This window comes from Vibrio sp. YT-15, from assembly GCF_033337445.1.
In the GTDB taxonomy this organism is placed as follows: Bacteria; Pseudomonadota; Gammaproteobacteria; order Enterobacterales; family Vibrionaceae; genus Vibrio; species Vibrio alginolyticus.
This window is the reverse complement of sequence record NZ_JAWOQR010000001.1, coordinates 776614-793298: the sequence shown is the minus strand read 5'-3', so window position 1 is coordinate 793298 and position 16685 is coordinate 776614. Positions and strand designations below refer to the sequence as shown.

Here is a 16685-nt window from a genome sequence, read left to right as displayed (position 1 = left end):
GCATAATTAGCGCCGGAGTATAGCTATTACGCCTTGAACTTGGCTTTATCCAACTGATGTTTTTTTAGTTTGTCGTACAAGGTTTTGCGTGATACCTGTAATTCTAGTTGAACCTCTTTGAGTCTGCCGCGATGTCTTTGCAATGCATCGAATAACAAGCAATATTCAAAGTATTCTGTGCGCTGAGTCATACTCTGAATTTCAAGACTTTTCTCACTGTTCCAATCTTCCATTCTAAAAGTATCTGGCTTGAGGGCACGAAGTTCAGCAAATTGGCGTAGCTGCTTAACGTTTTCTGGCCACTCGAGACTGGTGAGGTGTTTGACCTCTTCTAGGCTGATATGTGGCGGCTGTAACTGATATCGACTCGCTGTGTGGCGCACAAAGTGCTTGTATAAAGGCCCTATATCTTCCTTTCTTTCATCGAGCGTCGGTAAGTGAATTAGAGTCGCCAGGGATTTTAGAGGTGGCTCGGCTTGGGTGGTCGCGCCAAAAACACGTTCAAGTTTCGGGTGCTTGAACAAGTATTCCCATTGTTCAAATGATACATGCTCTGCGCTATGTAAGTACAAACTGCAGTGGCGTTTTCCTTCACTTAAGCGGTGTATGGCTTTGTCGAGAGCTTCTAATGAAAACTCATAAAGGTCTTCACCAGAAGCGGCGATTAACTCACTATCCGGTGTTGCATGTATGTCGTGGGCGAATTGTGCAGCGAGTCGCCGACCCGTACCATCTTGACCTACAAAAATGAGCGGCTGGCTTGTAGGCGCACTGATCAAGGCGCGACGAATACTAACCATGGCCTTACTGTGACCAATCATTTTCGGACCAACATGAGTTTGCATGTCGAGCTCTTTCTTAAGCCAGATGTTTTCTTGCAACAAGTTCAGTTTATCGCTGGCATTGTTGAGCGATTTCATGAGCTGTTCCGTTGAAAACGGTTTTTCTAGAAAGTCGTACGCGCCGCTTTTCATCGCATCTACCGCGGTTTTCACATCTCCATGTCCAGTAAGTACGATGAATTGAAAGTGATCGTTTTTGCTTCGCAAAGTTCGCATAAACTCCAAGCCATCCATCACGGGCATATGGATATCGGTAATGATAATCGCAGGTGTATTTGAGTCGATTACGCGTAAGGCTTCTACTGCGTTTGGTAAGCAGGTGACGTCTATCCCTTCAATCAGCAGGGCTTGAGACACGGCATCACGAATGTGTGGTTCGTCATCAACAAAGAAAACTGGGTTATTCATGGTCGTTTTCCACTTCTGGGGTACGTTTATTCTGATTGACTATTGGTAGCGTCACGATAAAGGTCATCCCTCCTGCTTGTTGTTCTGTGTTCTGATGTTTATAGGCACAGAGGGAGCCGTGATAGCTCTCTATAATCCGCTTGGAGATTGTTAAACCTAATCCAAGACCCTCCGGCTTAGTCGTAAAAAATGGGTCGAACACTTTTGCTAGGGCTTCGTCTGACATCCCTGGTCCGTTATCGGAAACAAGAATGTCGCAACTGTCATCATGACACTGAACAGCAATGGATATTTGCGGATCGATACAGTGGTTTTCCATCGCTTGTGCCGCGTTGTGGAAGAGATTGATCAGCACTTGTTCTAATTCAACGCTGTGAATGGCCAGCTTCACATCATAGTCGATGGCCGGAACTTTTAGTGTTACTCCTTGCTTAATAAGCTTGTTGCTCAAAATGCTGGTGGCAGTATGTACCGCGTCGTGCAGTACTGAGATTTCATTGTGTGAATCGTGCGTGGCTTTCCGAGTAAAGACTTTTAAGCGGGCAATGACTTCCGAAATGGTGTCATTAAGTGTCAGCATTTTGCCCAAATTGTCGGCGACCATTGGGTATTTTTCCATTGCCAACAAACGCTGCGAGTTTTCGGTATAGGTTCTTAGTGCGGAAAGTGGCTGATTTATCTCATGATTAATACTGGCTGATAGCTCGCCCAACAGTGCCAATTTCGCGGCTTGCGTCAGCTCTTGTTGTGTTTGTTTAAGCTCTTGTTGGCTTTGTTCATATTGGCGGATGGTCTGTTGTAGCTTTTGGTTGGCTTCACTCAGAACTAGTGTCCGTTGCACTACTTTTTCTTCTAGGCTCACATTGAGATGGGCAAGGCGTGCTTTGTTAACTAGGGTTTGGAACCACGCTAACGCAATTAGAGCAATGAGCGCATATAAGATCAGGAAGACGATATCGGCCTGTAAAACGGCGGCAAGAACGCTGTTGTGGTTAATTAAGGCAACGACGCGAAACCCTTTATCCAATAAGTGTGTTGCGTATGCGAGGTAATTCGGTGATAGAAGCAATTGATTGTCATCAAACTCCGTGACACCACTGTGTGCCGTTAACTCACCAAAATATTCGGGTAAGGTATCGCCATATTGACGCGTTTCGGTAAGTTCATTTATTGCACTCGATGACAGTGGGAAAAGTGCACGATAGCGCCAGTCTGGTAAATTGCTCATAAACACGACATTGTGTTTATCTGTAATGAGTACGTCAGTCGTGGTTTGCGAAAGGCGCTGTTCTAATTGCTCCAAATTCACTTTTACTGTGATCACGCCAACGACTTCCTCATTTACCCACAGCGGAGATGAGAAGAAGTACCCACGTTTATTCGAGCGCACGCCTAATCCAACGTATTGAGCGGGCTCACCGCGTCGCGCATTTTTAAAATAGGGGCGATAGCTAAAGCTAGAGCCAACAAACGTATCTTCTTGCTGAAAGTTACTTGAGGCTATGACTAACCCGGTACGGTCATGAACGTAAATCGTATCGGCCAAACTTTGCTTCAACCAATCTGATAACAGTAGGTTGAGCTCTTGAGAGGGCGTTCCGCGCTCGACTGCTTTGAGTAGTCTTGGGTCGTGACTTAATAGGTTTGGTATCTGTTCAAACTTTGCCAGTTCGTAGTCCACTTCTTGTGATACTTGCGCGGCTTGTATCTCTAGCTTTTGTTGCCATTGATCATGTTGGTATTGAGTTGCGTAATGATGAGTAAGCGCAAGCCCTGAAATGCCGACGGCACACAGTAGCAGTAAAAAATGACGTAGGGCTTTGGGGTTGAGTAAGTTCACGATCGGCTCACTGGTTTTTTGTGTCATGGTATCAAATGACGCACTGTGATGCTGTGAGCGGCAACGATAACAAGCACAATGATGTCCTTGTATTTCCTCAGTATCGGGAGCACAATCGACAAAAACGAGTGAAGGAGTAAAGATGGAACTTGCTGATATTCGTCGTGAGTACACCAAAGGTGGGCTGCGTCGTAAAGATTTGAAAGCTGATCCTATTGATCAATTTAATCTGTGGCTAGAGCAAGCAGTTGAAGCGGGTTTAACGGACCCGACTGCGATGACAGTTGCAACGGTTGATGAAAATGGCATGCCGTTTCAACGCATTGTTCTATTGAAAAACGTCGACAAAGATGGTTTTGTGTTTTACACCAACCTAGGCAGTCGCAAGGCCCAGCAGCTAGAGCATAACAGCAATATTAGTTTGCACTTCCCTTGGCATCCGTTAGAGCGCCAAGTTCATATTACTGGTGTGGCTGAAAAGCTTACCGCCGTAGAGAATATGAAATACTTTACTTCTCGTCCTAAAGAGAGCCAGTTGGCCGCAATCGCGAGCAAACAAAGTAGCCGTATTTCTGCCAGAGGTGTGTTGGAAGGTAAGTTTTTAGAGCTAAAACAGAAGTTTGCTAAGGGTGAAATACCAGTACCAACCTTTTGGGGTGGCTTTCGCGTAAAACCAAAGAGCATCGAATTTTGGCAAGGTGGCGAACATCGCCTTCACGATCGTTTTCTTTTCTCCCAGCATGATGGAAGTTGGGACATTGATCGTTTAGCGCCATAGGCTTATGGTCCCTCATGAATAAACAAACACCGCCGAATTGGGGCGGTGTTTTTGTAGGTGGAAGCGATGTGAATTATCGCTCTCCATTCAACACAACCGATAATTGATGCTTAAGCAGGGTTTTGGGTACAACAGAGCCGTAGCCTGCTTCCATTGCTTTATCTATTAGCTCGTTCTTGCTGTTCGCTGCAAACTTATTACGTAAGCGTGCGACGTGACCTTCAACGGTTTTTGTTGATATGCCCATGACCTGAGAGATAAATTGAGGCTTTTTGCCATAGAGCAAGAGGAAAAGCGTTTCTTGCTCGCGGCATGTGAGCTTCTCTGGTTTTGGTTGTAAGTCAGAAAAACGAAAGATGGATTGTTGATTTGGGTTGGTACTGATTGCACGACAAACCCAATACCCGACTTCAATCACGGCGGTGTCGGTGAGTTCCCTTCCGTAGAAAATGGTGCCTACGATGTCGCCTTTGTCATCTCGCCACGGTGTTTTAGTAAATATATGTGCTCGCCAGCGGCCATCTGGATAAGGGTGGATATCCAGAATTTTTAGTGACTCGCCAGTTTCGAGAACGTGTTTATCTTGGCGTTGAAATTCTTGCGCGCATTCAGTGGTTGGGCTGGCCATATCAAAATCAGTTTTACCCAAGCACTCCTCGGGCGACGTGTGCCCTAACAGTTCTGCGTATTCCTGGTTTACGTATAGGAATACCGAATCTTTATCTTTGCATCCCCAACAACCTGGTAGCTGTTTAAGGAGGGATTGTTCTATGGTATCGACTGAAATATTCACAAAAGGACTCACTACATACTGCTTTTACCAATACAGAGACGTCCGTGTTACATGGCTCGTATTGATGTTGCCAAGTAGGCAGTTACGTTGCTAGAACACGTTCGTTGATTGGCGCTCAATCCAATTAAATTCATGGTGTTCGATGTTTTCGTCAGGTAGTCATAGACAACGACGAAATGGAACGAAGAGTTTAATTGGGAAAATGGTCTGTTTCATTACAGATATGTGCGCTCACGGATGTCCGCCTAATGTTCGGCTTACAACTCGTATCGTCCTTGATCATGCTTCCTACAACTCAGTTGTAATGTGTTTGACTTTCATATCACTTGTGAGCGAAAGAGCAGCACCTAAGCATATGAGAGGGACAGTGAGACAAAAGCTATGATATCAGCTTATGCCATTGTTTTCATTGTTGAGAAGCGAAAAAAAAGCCAGCCTGAAGACGGGCTGGCAACACAAGATATAATCTTGTCGACGTGTAGAAGAGGTTCTAAATTACCTAGCGAGGGTCTGCTAAGTAAGTTAGAGGTATCAATGAGATACCGAGAGCTTTAGATCGTATGCATCTTAAAGCTCGATAACTAATGTATTGAATCAGAGGCATATTAGTAAGGGGGGAAATCCCTCTATGTTGAGCTTAAGAGTGGGTTTCGATCCGTTTCAGGGGCGACTTATCTAATATGGAGCACGGTGTTTTACAAAATAACAGATTGTTCGGTAATAAGGATCTTTACATTGATTGATTATGTATACGTAAGGTGTTGCCTATATATCCGTTTTTGTTAATAAAATTGGTTGCTCACTGACCGTAAATTAACCTCGCATGATCATCGTTCCGGAACTATGATCATGTAAATGAACTTGATCATGCTGGTTTGATCTTGTCGATTGAGTTGGGTAAAAGTTGCAACCCAACAAAGAAGGTATATGATGCGAAGACGTAAGCTGACCGTGTAAAGACGACTGTTTAAAATGAGTGATTCAGATAACCAAAAAATCCTTTCATATCAAGATATTATGCTGCCAAAGCCGGCGGAGCTGATCACACTTCCGTCTTATATGGATTGCCACGATCATTCTTATACGCAGATCGTGATTGGTTTAAAAGGGCAAGCCGAATTTGAAGTGCGCGGGCGAGGTAATCTTGTCGGCCCTGGTCAAGGTTGTGTGGTTACCGCATGCTCTGATCATGCTTTCGGTGGCGTCATCAATCAATCGGATATTTTGGTGCTGAATATGCCCAAACCGACAAATGATGATCCTGAAATGCTTCAAAAAATCAATAACCTGGAGAGAGACCATGTCTACTTCCAGTTAGATAGTCAAATTCAGAAGCTGATACAGATGTTGGTTCAGGAAATGCGAAACCATCCGGATGACCTGCTGTTAAGTCGTGCGTGTAACGACACTGTGATTGCGTTAATGCAGCGCCATATCTCGGCATTTGAGACCAGTCGAAAAGAGTCGCGCTTTGATTTGGAGGCGATTGATCGTTACATTGAGCAGCACCTGAGTCATAAGATTAGTGTGGCTCAATTGGCCGGGCGAGTGTTTCTTGGGGAAAGTCAGTTCCATTGCTTGTTTAAAGAGCAGATGGGGATTACACCTCATCAATATGTTCTCGGAAAGCGAATCGACATGGCTCGCGAATTAATCGAGCAAGGTCACCTTTCTTTAGGGCAAATTGCCGAGTTTACTGGCTTCTCAAGCCAGAGTACTTTTACTCATACTTTTACTCGCTTACAGGGAATATCACCTTCCCGTTATAAAAAACAAGTTGGATAACAACGCGTTTTTTAGGTCAAATAATCATCAATTAGAATAAAGCCATGCACTATGCATGGTTTTTTTATGTTTTATTCACGTGATCTATCTCTCGTTTTTTTAAATTCTCTGTTCTTTGCAGTGGTTGATATGCCACTTGATCCTACATTTTCTCTTAGAACGAGCTCTTCACAAAAATCTTATTGATATTCTTGATATTCTTGATATTTTGTTGTGAATGCAATGAAAAAATTAAAATTTACAACACAAAATATTACCTATTTGAATGTGACTATGTGGATGTTTTGTTATAAAAGCGAGTTTTTGGCAAAAATGTCGTAGTTTTTGACAAGTATTCTTATCGGCCTCAAAATACACTGCCAGCCATTGATAATCCTCGAAGCGGTTTTCGAGGAGTGAGATTGAGGAACACACATGTTTACAGCTACGAACGTGTTGACACCGGAATTTATCGGGCAGCCGCTTGATAAGTTGTGGTCACTGATCTCGCCATTATATATGGTGGACGAGTCTCAATGGCTAGAGCAACTATTGCCACTAGCGACGCCGACAGAGGATGAAAAATCGGCGATCACTACCCAAACGACCCACCTTATCGAAGCCATTCGTGCCGATAAGAAGTCAATCCAGATGATTGATGCTTTATTGCTGGAATACAGCTTAGATACTCAAGAAGGTATCTTGCTGATGTGTCTTGCAGAAGCATTAATGCGCATCCCAGATGCCGCGACAGCAGATTCTTTGATTAAAGATAAGTTGAGTGTCGCAGACTGGAAATCTCACCTGAAAAACTCTGACTCTGTGTTTGTTAACGCATCAACATGGGGCCTTATGCTAACAGGTAAAGTGGTTGGTCTTGGTGAGCAAGGCACCCAGAGCCCAGGTCAGGCTGTAAACCGTCTGGTAAATAAATTCTCTGAGCCCGTGATTCGTAAAGCCATGTATCAGGCAATGAAGATAATGGGTCACCAGTTTGTTCGTGGTCGTACGATCGAAGAAGCGCAGAAGAACGGTCGCCCAATGCGCGACAAAGGTTTCACCTACTCGTTTGATATGTTGGGTGAGGCGGCGTTAACTACAGCGGACGCGAACAAGTACTTCAAAGATTACCTAATGGCGATCGAAGCGGTGGGTCGCGAGACTTACGGTAACGACACCAGTCCAGCGCCTTCGATTTCCATCAAGCTTTCTGCATTACACCCGCGCTACGAAGTCGCAAATGAAGAGCGTGTAATGACAGAGTTGTATGACTCACTAATGCAACTACTAAAACGTGCTATTGAAGTCGACGTTGCAATCACAATCGATGCAGAAGAGGCGGATCGCCTTGAGCTTTCCCTGAAGCTATTTGAGAAAGTATACCGTAGTGATCTTGTGAAGGGTTGGGGCAAGTTTGGTTTGGTTATTCAAGCCTACTCAAAACGTGCGCTACCAGTCTTGGTGTGGCTAAATGCACTCGCAAAAGAACAAGGTGACGTTATTCCTCTGCGTTTGGTTAAAGGCGCGTACTGGGACAGCGAAATCAAGTGGTCTCAACAAGCGGGTTATGCAAATTACCCAGTATACACTCGCAAAGAAGCGACGGACGTTGCATACCTAGCTTGTGCTCGTTTCCTACTTAGCGAAGGTGTTCGCGGTAATATCTACCCACAATTTGCAAGCCACAATGCTCACACAGTTACGGCAATTGCTGTCATGGCGGAGCACAAAGAATACGAGTTCCAGCGCCTGCATGGTATGGGTGATTCACTGTATAACCATGTTATGAAAATGTACGGTCAGCCAGTACGTATTTATGCTCCTGTCGGTAGCCATGCTGATCTTCTTCCGTACTTGGTTCGTCGTCTGCTTGAAAATGGTGCGAACAGCTCGTTTGTACACCGTCTAGTTGATGCGCGTTGTCCGATTTATGAGTTGACCCATCACCCTGTGGATGTGTTGACGGGGTTTGACACGCTACACAACGACAAAATTCCATTGCCTGCCGACATTTTCCCTGAGCGTAAGAACTCATATGGCGTCAACATCGACATCGACAGTGAAGCGAAGCCATTTGAAGCTCAGGTCGAAAGCTTCATGGACAACCAGTGGGTTGCAGGCCCGATGATCAATGGTGAACGCTTTGCCGAAAGCATGATCAAGGAAAATGCGGCTGAGATCATCACCGCACCATACGATCGCCGAATTGAAGTCGGCAAAGTGGCATTTGCAACTCTTGATCACGTTTCCGCTGCAATTGATGCGGCGCAAACTGCTTTCTCTGATTGGAAAACCGTTCCTGTTGAGCAAAAAGCGGCTTGTTTAGAAAAGCTTGCTGACTTAATGGAAGAAAACCTGGCTGAGCTGGTGGCGATTTGTCACAAAGAAGCGGGTAAAACGATTCACGATAGCATTGATGAAGTTCGTGAAGCGGTGGATTTCTGTCGTTATTACGCGAAACAAGCGCAAAACCTACAGCCATTTGAGCTAGAAGGCTTTGATGGTGTGAAACGCATTTCTAGCCGTGAAGGTCTTGGTGTGTTTGTGTGTATCAGCCCTTGGAACTTCCCGTTGGCTATCTTCCTTGGTCAGGTGACGGCAGCACTGATTGCGGGTAACACAGTGGTTGCAAAACCTGCTGAGCAAACAAGCTTAATTGCCGCTCGCGCTATTGAACTAATGCTGGATGCTGGTTTCCCTGCAGGTGTGATTCAGTTACTTACTGGTCGCGGCGCTGAGATTGGTCATGCACTGACTTCTCATGATGCTATTGCTGGTGTGGCATTCACTGGCTCAACGGCAACGGCGCAACGCATTAACGTTACGCTTGCGGAGCGCAGCGCGAAACCGGTTCCGTTTATTGCGGAAACAGGTGGCCAAAACGCAATGATTGTGGACAGTACTGCATTGCCAGAGCAGGTGGTGCGTGATGTGATTCGTTCGGCGTTTGCATCTGCTGGTCAGCGTTGTTCTGCCCTTCGTGTTCTATTTGTACAAGAAGATGTAGCAGACCGTATGATCAACCTGATTCAGGGTGCGATGAATGAACTGCATGTTGGTTTACCTTACCTACACAAAACAGATGTTGGTCCGGTTATCGACAGCAATGCAAAACAAAAACTCCTCGCTCACCTTGAGCAAATGAGCAAAACACAGACTAAAGTCGCTCAGCTACAGCTGGATGAATCGTGCCAGCATGGTGACTTTGTCTCACCAAGTGCGTTTGAAATCTCGGGCATCGATGTGCTGAAAGAAGAACAATTTGGTCCAATCTTGCACATTGTTCGCTTTAAAGCGTCTGAATTACCGAACGTGGTTGCGCAGATCAACAAAACGGGTTTTGGCTTGACGATGGGTATCCATAGCCGTAACGAAACCACGTACCGTTGGATTGAGAAGCATGCTCGAGTAGGTAACTGCTACATCAACCGAGACCAAGTTGGTGCTGTGGTTGGTGTACAGCCGTTTGGTGGTCAAGGCTTGTCAGGTACTGGCCCGAAAGCTGGTGGTCCACACTACCTATTCCGATTTACTCAACATCTTCTTGCTCAAGCAGAAAACGCATAAGGAGTCGCATTATGGTTCATCAGATCACCTATTTTAAAGATGCATTCTCTGCGTGGGAGCAGTGGAATCTGACTGATTTTGATTACAAATGCGAGCATGTTCTGGCATTTAAATCTGCACTAGAAGGGCAGCAGTCTACCGTTGCCAAAGTGGTTTCTTACCACTTGCAACAAGCATCAGCTCTTCTTGCAGAAACTCACCAGTTAGTTGGCCCTACAGGGGAAACTAACGAACTGTATGCCGCAGGACGCGGTGTGGCTTTGGTGATTTGTGAAAACAACATCGAGCCTGCTGATAATGCGTTATACAGTGCTTTTGCGATGATCACCTGTGCCTTAATTGCAGGCAACAGTGTGGTCGTTTGCAGTGACAATGCAGAGCTAAACCAATTGGTTAAGCAAGCTGTAGCGTTGGCAAACTTCCCATCTAACTTAGTCCAGGTTGTTGCGTACGATGCGTCTGCCCCGTTGCTTGAGAGCGATGTACGTAGTGTGGGTTATGTTGGGCGTTCACAGATTGAGCATGCGCTCAATCTTCAACTAGCTAAGCGTGACGGTGCAATCGTCGGCTTAGTTTCTGAAACGGATTTAGAGTCACCGAAATTGGCTCATGATCCTCATCTCTCGTTGCGCTTCATTACTGAGCGCACTCGAACGATAAATATTACCGCGGTGGGTGGTAACGCAACTCTACTCGAGTTGGGGAACGAAACTCACTAACCTGACTTGTAATGCCAATCTGGAGTAACTGGACTGAGAGCCGGTCCAGATTGGTTTTTTATACTCTGATGTATTGCTGAGACGGTAAAATATCAGGGCAGGCAAGGAAGGAAATAATTATAACGAGGACTATCTAATGATAGAAAATAGCTTTGCTATCACGTCCACTTTTGTGGCGTATTTACTGATTATGGTTGCTATTGGCGTTTACGCGTATAAGAGGACTTCCAATTCATCTGACTACTTCCTAGGTGGCCGTAGCCTAGGTCCGTGGCCTGCTGCATTATCTGCAGGTGCTTCAGACATGAGTGGTTGGTTGCTGCTAGGCTTGCCTGGCTATGCGTACGCTGCGGGTATCGAGGCCTTCTGGTTAGCCGGCGGTCTACTTCTTGGTACATGGGCAAACTGGCTCATCAGTGCAAAACGCCTCCGTACCTACAGTATCCAAACTGACGCGCTAACGTTGCCAGAGTTCCTGTCACGTCGCTTCAACGATAAGTCGAAACTGATTCAGACAATCTCTGCGTTTTTCATTCTTCTATTTTTCCTTTTCTACACCAGCTCAGGTTTGGTCGCAGGGGGCAAACTGTTTGAGACGGTATTCGGTCTAGATTACACCTACGCTGTTATCATCGGTACGGTGTGTGTCGTTTCTTACACACTATTCGGTGGTTTCCTAGCGGTATCTTGGACTGACTTAGTGCAAGGTCTGCTAATGGCGGCTGCGCTAATGATTGTTCCTATAGCGGTAATGGACGGTGGTTTAGGTCAGCTAAGTTCTGATCTACATGACATCAACCCAGAACTTGCAACGCTATGGAATGACGCGAAAGGCGAACCATTGTCTGCGATTGCCATTATCTCTCTAGCGGCGTGGGGCCTTGGTTACTTTGGTCAGCCACACATCCTAGCGCGTTTTAAAGCGTCTCGTTCAAACAAAGATCTAACAACTGCACGTCGTATCGCAGTGATTTGGACGGCACTATCTATGGTTGGTGCAATGCTTGTTGGTCTTGTTGGTCTGGTTTGGGTTACGGGTCATCCGGGTACTCAACTAGAAGACGGCGAGAAGATCTTCATGCTATTGGTTAACGCAGTATTCCACCCTGTCGTTGCGGGTATGTTGTTAGCAGCAATCCTAGCGGCGGTAATGAGTACCGCTGACTCACAGCTCCTTGTTTCATCTTCAGCGCTTGCAGAAGATTTCTACAAGCAAGTATTCAAGCCAGAAGCGTCTTCTGAAGAAATCGTAATGATTGGTCGTATCGGTGTTATCGTTATTTCGCTTGTTGCGCTATTCCTAGCGATGACGCCTGATAGCTCAGTACTTGGTCTTGTATCTTACGCTTGGGCTGGTTTTGGTGCGGCATTTGGTCCTGCGGTTGTACTTAGCCTTTACTGGAGCGGTATGAACCGTAACGGCGCGTTAGCAGGTATTCTTGTTGGTGGTATCACTATCGTGGTTTGGAAGCAGCTAACTGGCGGTTGGTTTGATGTGTACGAAATCGTACCGGGCATCATCTTCTCTACGCTTGCTATCATTGTGGTAAGTAAAGCAACGGGCGGTGCTGCGCAAGACGTGTTAGACCAACACCAGTCGTTCGAGAAAAAACTGGTTGAACTAGACTAGTAACTTCCCGTATATGAACACAAAGCCCGCTATTTTAGCGGGCTTTGTTTTATCTGAAACTTAATTAGCGTTAATGGTGGTAGCTTGAGATCAAAGCTTAGCATTGCTCGGTTAGATTGGAGTGTTAGTCGCGATGAATTTTGGCGTAAATAACGGTGTTACTCAGCTCTCCCGATGTAGTCAGACGTTCGTTTCTGAGCTCTCCTTCGAACTCATAACCACAGCGCTCGGCTACAGCTCGGCTCTTTTGGTTGGTGCTATCAGCATGAATTGCGATTCTCTTGGCACCCAAGTCATCAAACGCATAGCGCTCAACTTCGAGCACAGCCTCAGCAACATAACCATTGCCAACGGCAGCATCATCTAACCAATAACCTATCTCAAAGGATGGTACGTCGGGATCTCGAATCATCAAACCGACCGCACCCAGTAAGCGATCACTTTCCTTTTCAATCATGTAGTAACGCAGCTCTTCTTCGAAGTTTTCAAAGTTTGCGATGGCTTTCTCTGTCCCTTCTATCATCGCTTCTAATGTCAGCACATGAGGCACCCACGGCAGATAGACTTCGAGAGTCTTTTGGCTGCGAACGACAGCTTGATGCGCCTCTTCGGCTCGTTCTAAACAAGCAGGGATGAGTTTGAGACGTTTCGTTTCCATGCCGACTCTCCTATGGGTGAAAAATGAACGGAAAATCATTTAAACAGATGTACTTAGAATGATCTAGTCAACGCCGTCATATTATTCACTTGGTTTGCCAGAGAGAAACTGAGAGAATCGAACCGTTATCAAACCAACTAGGTTCATTATGAAACTTTTAGTAAGAAACTTGGCTCGTCACATGACCGAGCAAGATATCCGCAAATTATTCTCAGCGTACGGCAAAGTAGAACTGTGTTCGCTAGTGCTTGATCAAGACACGGGTTTGTCGAAAGGCTTCGGTTTTGTCATCATGCCGGACGAAGCAGAAGCCATTTCTGCTCTTGAAGCACTGAATTTGACGAACGTAGAAAAAAGCAAAATTCGCGTGAAAGTCGCACAAGACTAATACAGAGAAAAGCCAGCGTTATTGCTGGCTTTTTTGTCTTTCTATTTAGAGACCAAATTGGCAACATTCTAGAATGTCTTCTCTTTTCGTTTTAGCGAGATTGATCATCAATTCTCTCTTCAAGTTGTTTCATTAAATCCTTTAACTGTAGAGAATCGAAATTGTCTGAATTCGGCACTTGGTAAGCGTCGTTGACTGTGTAGAGCATCAAACTTTTGCTAGAGAAGAACTCTTTCTGTATTTGGACTTTGACAATGTCATCAAGAGGTAGACGGAAGTAAACCGTTGAGCCCTGGCGGTACTTCAAGGTGTTGGTGCTTGCATCGATATCTAGCGTTTTAGGATTGAACGCGCGGCGCGTGAAGTACGTTGAGAGCAGTTTCAATCCTATTATTGTGAGTGCTACGAGTCCAAACTCGACGATCTTGTCTGCTAGGTAGGAAAAATAGAACAGCGACAACAATACAGTTCCTAGCAAGAAAGGGTTGTTCTTGGGCAGATTTTGTGAAGTTTCATGGATGATCATCCGACATATCCCTCTTCTATACGCGGTAAACTCACCGCACCAAGTAACTCCTCAGTGTTTCGCAAGGTAATAGCGTACGCCACGCCTTGATGCTGCTGATACATCGGATCGTGCCTATCTATCCATGCTTGCGCCATCGGTCGCTCATAAGGATGAGGGATGTTTGCTGTCATGTCGGCAATTCGCTTATCTCCAGCGAGTAAAGCCACTTGTTGGCAGTCATCGATATTGAATGGCCGGAGGACGAGTCTTTCGGTAGTGAGAATCGGTTGTATCGTCATGCATTTCTTCCTTGATGAGACGGCTATAGCTGCTAGCAACTGGTTTGCGGGGTAAATCAAGATAACAAGGCGTCTCGAAAGCTCGATCTAGCCAGCTGTAAAGTTGTCATGCGCCTTACTAAATAATAAGCCCGAACAATTGCTTATGTGTAATGTGTCGTATCATTACACACATAAGCACGTTTGCTCATATTGATGGTACAAAAGTTGAGGTCTGACCAATGTCTCAGTTTTTTGATACTTTCGTTCAATTTTTTGAAGATAGGGCACAAAAAATTAAAGGAGCTTTTTAATTGTGGAATTATTTTGAACAAAATATGTCAATTGTCAGTAGGACGAAAAAGTAGGGAGAAGAGAAATGCCGGATATATATTGCGCAGCTTGTAGAAAATCAACGCAACATAAAGTGATTATGAAGCGTTGCGAGCCTCAGTCTGTTGACTCGTTAACAGGCAAAATGGTGAGTTTTACACAGCTGATGGCGAAATTTGTATCAGGTGAACATTATTACGAGATGGAGCCTCAATACTACTGCCGTTGTTGTAATCATCGTGCAATTGGAGAGGTTGTTCCACATCCTGCACGGCATACATCGGCCGCACTCTAACTCTGAGTGATAGCCATGATTAATGGCTAAATAGGGCGGCGTTGCCCGAACGACATATCTATACAGGCGTGTCATGCGCTTTCAAATTTGCGACTCCGCGGGAGCCGCTAGGTTGCTTTTTCTCTTCATATCACGGTTACTAAGTGAGCGGCAATAATCATAGCTCTTTCCCTCCTTCGTTGTTTTCTGGTTATTCTCTGCTGAATTTCACATGCTGTGCATTTGATGGTTTGCAATTGTTTGAGCAACGATTAATGTGATGCTTTCTAAGTGGTTACAAGGAAGTGGGTTAATGAGTTATCAATTGGACCGGATTGATTTACATATTTTGAGAGTGCTTCATTCGAGAGGCAGAATTCCAGTTGTAGAACTAGCAAAGCTGATTAACTTAACGACTTCTCCATGTTCTGACCGTGTAAAGCGGCTAGAAAAAGAAGGGTATATCAATGGTTACCATGCAGAGTTGAATGCGGAAAAGTTGGGGCTGGATGTGCAAGTATTCATCCATATTCGTTTAGACCAAACCAGTTTTTCTATTTTTGAAAAGTTTGCGAAAGCGGTGGAATTGATGCCTGAAATTGAAGAGTGCTACTCGCTCTCTGGAGATTTCGATACCATGATAAAAGTTCGTGTTAAGAGCATGAAAGCGTATCAGGAGTTTATGTCGAGTAAGTTAGGCACGCTTCCGGGCGTGATTCAAACTCGTAGTGAAGTGGTCATAGAAGAACATAAAACGGGATTTGGCGTGAACCCTGAGCTCCTTGGTTAGGCGAGGCATGTGTTGATCCTCCTTATTTAGCGTGGCTTGGTATATTACTTTTTCACGATTAAAAAAGGAGCCGAAGCTCCTTTTTAATAAATCGGTGAGCGATTATGCCCCGATAAAGGTGCTGATAACGCCAATTAAACCACCAAAAACACCGCCCCAAACGACTAGCCAGCCAAGGTGTTGTTTAATCATCTTTTGCACCATTTCTTTAACTAATGCCGGTGTTAATTCGCTTAAACGTTGATCGATGATACCTTCGATGTTCTGCTTTATCTCATCCATCATTGCAGGAGATTCGAATTGCTCTTTCAGTGCTTCTTTGATGTTATCGCTCTTGCTCAACTCAATGATGGATTCTTGCATCTTTTCGACGAAAGGTTGGCGCATGGGTTGTAGCGCTTCCGAGCCGCCAAACATCGCTAGCATGCCACCAAACTGAGAGCCTTCAATTACTTCCACTAGGGAATCAAATGCTGGATTTAAATTTACTTTCTCAATTACTGGTTGAAGATCGATGTTCACACCGCCCGCCATTTCTTTATTTAAGAATCGGTCAATGTTCGCTTCAGTAAAAAACTGTTCCATCATCAGGTTTTTGATAGCCAGTTTAAACTCTTCAAATCGCGCGGGGATCACGCCAGAACCGTATAATCCAGGCACTTTCTCAAACAGCATATGGATGGCAAGCCAGTTGGTGATGGCGCCTGAGAACGCAAACAGCCCTGCATACCAAAGATAGTCGTTTTGTAATTGATGACCTCCAGCCATCAAAGCGATAGCAAGGACATTCGTTAGCAAACTTTTGTTCATAGTGACCAGTTATATGTGAATATCGGAATAAATAAGTGGGCCTGATTCTATACCTAAGTCACATTAAGATGCTAGATTTTGCCGTGATGAGTAGTCTTGTAGCGAAGGGAAAAAAATGAATGCTCGGAAAAACAAAACCCGACAATCATTGTCGGGCCACTGCTTTTTCTTAGAAAAACTAAGATTCTATTTTTAATTTTAGATGCGGTAGATCTTACAACAAAGTTGGCATTTCCATCTTTCTGAGTAGCCAAATAGCTTGTCAGCCCAACTTGGTTTGAGTTGTACGATCTGCATTGAACCAC

Annotated in this window: 14 protein-coding genes and 1 pseudogene; 8 read left to right on the top strand and 7 right to left on the bottom strand. The window is 45.0% G+C overall.

Annotated features, from left to right (window positions below; all coding sequences use genetic code 11):
* Positions 1-26: 26 nt before the first annotated feature.
* A complete protein-coding gene (locus tag R7D93_RS03410; RefSeq protein ID WP_064376340.1) occupies positions 27-1250 on the bottom strand; it encodes a sigma-54-dependent transcriptional regulator in 1224 nt (407 codons plus the stop codon).
* Positions 1243-3117 (bottom strand): ATP-binding protein, encoded by a 1875-nt coding sequence (locus R7D93_RS03405; RefSeq protein WP_225495770.1) that lies wholly within the window; start codon positions 3115-3117, stop codon positions 1243-1245. Before R7D93_RS03405 ends, R7D93_RS03410 begins: the two co-directional genes overlap by 8 nt.
* A gap of 115 nt (positions 3118-3232) precedes the next feature.
* Here R7D93_RS03405 and pdxH point away from each other — a divergent pair, with 115 nt between their 5' ends.
* Positions 3233-3868 (top strand): pyridoxamine 5'-phosphate oxidase, encoded by a 636-nt coding sequence (pdxH, locus tag R7D93_RS03400; RefSeq protein WP_005374570.1) that lies wholly within the window; start codon positions 3233-3235, stop codon positions 3866-3868.
* Between the two features lie 73 nt (positions 3869-3941).
* On the opposite strand, the gene R7D93_RS03395 is transcribed toward pdxH, so the two are convergent.
* Positions 3942-4661 (bottom strand): PAS domain-containing protein, encoded by a 720-nt coding sequence (locus R7D93_RS03395; protein WP_017820063.1) that lies wholly within the window; start codon positions 4659-4661, stop codon positions 3942-3944.
* Between the two features lie 972 nt (positions 4662-5633).
* On the opposite strand from R7D93_RS03395, the gene R7D93_RS03390 reads away from it, so the two are divergent.
* The 4 genes from R7D93_RS03390 to putP all read left to right on the top strand — a co-directional run bounded on the left by R7D93_RS03390 (position 5634) and on the right by putP (position 12341).
* Complete coding sequence (locus R7D93_RS03390; protein ID WP_225495768.1) at positions 5634-6446, top strand: AraC family transcriptional regulator; 813 nt, start codon at positions 5634-5636, stop codon at positions 6444-6446.
* Positions 6447-6860: 414 nt separating this feature from the next.
* The gene (gene putA / locus R7D93_RS03385; RefSeq protein WP_158173300.1) at positions 6861-9992 is read left to right on the top strand and encodes a bifunctional proline dehydrogenase/L-glutamate gamma-semialdehyde dehydrogenase PutA; all 3132 of its coding nucleotides are present in this window, start codon (positions 6861-6863) and stop codon (positions 9990-9992) included.
* An 11-nt stretch (positions 9993-10003) separates the two neighbouring features.
* Positions 10004-10711, top strand: coding sequence for a delta-1-pyrroline-5-carboxylate dehydrogenase (locus R7D93_RS03380; RefSeq protein ID WP_005392153.1), 708 nt, complete (start codon positions 10004-10006; stop codon positions 10709-10711).
* A gap of 136 nt (positions 10712-10847) precedes the next feature.
* Complete coding sequence (gene putP, locus R7D93_RS03375) at positions 10848-12341, top strand: sodium/proline symporter PutP (RefSeq protein ID WP_005374582.1); 1494 nt, start codon at positions 10848-10850, stop codon at positions 12339-12341.
* Between the two features lie 124 nt (positions 12342-12465).
* Here the strand turns inward: putP and R7D93_RS03370 are convergent, their stop codons facing one another.
* Complete coding sequence (locus tag R7D93_RS03370) at positions 12466-12999, bottom strand: GNAT family N-acetyltransferase (protein WP_225495766.1); 534 nt, start codon at positions 12997-12999, stop codon at positions 12466-12468.
* Between the two features lie 148 nt (positions 13000-13147).
* Here R7D93_RS03370 and R7D93_RS03365 point away from each other — a divergent pair, with 148 nt between their 5' ends.
* The gene (locus R7D93_RS03365; protein ID WP_005374587.1) at positions 13148-13387 is read left to right on the top strand and encodes an RNA recognition motif domain-containing protein; all 240 of its coding nucleotides are present in this window, start codon (positions 13148-13150) and stop codon (positions 13385-13387) included.
* A 91-nt stretch (positions 13388-13478) separates the two neighbouring features.
* Here R7D93_RS03365 and R7D93_RS03360 read toward each other — a convergent pair whose 3' ends face one another.
* A complete protein-coding gene (locus R7D93_RS03360; RefSeq protein ID WP_017820067.1) occupies positions 13479-13913 on the bottom strand; it encodes a hypothetical protein in 435 nt (144 codons plus the stop codon).
* Positions 13914-13918: 5 nt separating this feature from the next.
* Positions 13919-14194 (bottom strand): annotated as a pseudogene (locus tag R7D93_RS03355) (GNAT family N-acetyltransferase); the annotation flags it as partial.
* Between the two features lie 358 nt (positions 14195-14552).
* On the opposite strand from R7D93_RS03355, the gene R7D93_RS03350 reads away from it, so the two are divergent.
* Both R7D93_RS03350 and R7D93_RS03345 read left to right on the top strand, forming a co-directional pair.
* Positions 14553-14801: a hypothetical protein gene (locus tag R7D93_RS03350; RefSeq protein ID WP_081007959.1), complete on the top strand. Its 249-nt coding sequence runs from the start codon at positions 14553-14555 to the stop codon at positions 14799-14801.
* 292 nt (positions 14802-15093) lie between these two features.
* On the top strand, positions 15094-15570 hold the full coding sequence (locus R7D93_RS03345) for an Lrp/AsnC family transcriptional regulator (protein ID WP_005374595.1): 477 nt from the start codon (positions 15094-15096) through the stop codon (positions 15568-15570).
* Positions 15571-15672: 102 nt separating this feature from the next.
* On the opposite strand, the gene R7D93_RS03340 is transcribed toward R7D93_RS03345, so the two are convergent.
* A complete protein-coding gene (locus R7D93_RS03340) occupies positions 15673-16380 on the bottom strand; it encodes a DUF445 domain-containing protein (protein ID WP_222712161.1) in 708 nt (235 codons plus the stop codon).
* Positions 16381-16685: the final 305 nt, after the last annotated feature.

Coding starts and splice junctions, on each gene's coding strand:
- R7D93_RS03370 (WP_225495766.1), bottom strand. CDS start 12,999: ATGGAAACGAAACGTCTCAAACTCATCCCTGCTTGTTTAGAACGAGCC.
- R7D93_RS03390 (WP_225495768.1), top strand. CDS start 5,634: ATGAGTGATTCAGATAACCAAAAAATCCTTTCATATCAAGATATTATG.
- R7D93_RS03380 (WP_005392153.1), top strand. CDS start 10,004: ATGGTTCATCAGATCACCTATTTTAAAGATGCATTCTCTGCGTGGGAG.
- putA (WP_158173300.1), top strand. CDS start 6,861: ATGTTTACAGCTACGAACGTGTTGACACCGGAATTTATCGGGCAGCCG.
- R7D93_RS03350 (WP_081007959.1), top strand. CDS start 14,553: ATGCCGGATATATATTGCGCAGCTTGTAGAAAATCAACGCAACATAAA.
- pdxH (WP_005374570.1), top strand. CDS start 3,233: ATGGAACTTGCTGATATTCGTCGTGAGTACACCAAAGGTGGGCTGCGT.
- putP (WP_005374582.1), top strand. CDS start 10,848: ATGATAGAAAATAGCTTTGCTATCACGTCCACTTTTGTGGCGTATTTA.
- R7D93_RS03405 (WP_225495770.1), bottom strand. CDS start 3,117: ATGACACAAAAAACCAGTGAGCCGATCGTGAACTTACTCAACCCCAAA.
- R7D93_RS03410 (WP_064376340.1), bottom strand. CDS start 1,250: ATGAATAACCCAGTTTTCTTTGTTGATGACGAACCACACATTCGTGAT.
- R7D93_RS03365 (WP_005374587.1), top strand. CDS start 13,148: ATGAAACTTTTAGTAAGAAACTTGGCTCGTCACATGACCGAGCAAGAT.
- R7D93_RS03340 (WP_222712161.1), bottom strand. CDS start 16,380: ATGAACAAAAGTTTGCTAACGAATGTCCTTGCTATCGCTTTGATGGCT.
- R7D93_RS03345 (WP_005374595.1), top strand. CDS start 15,094: ATGAGTTATCAATTGGACCGGATTGATTTACATATTTTGAGAGTGCTT.
- R7D93_RS03360 (WP_017820067.1), bottom strand. CDS start 13,913: ATGATCATCCATGAAACTTCACAAAATCTGCCCAAGAACAACCCTTTC.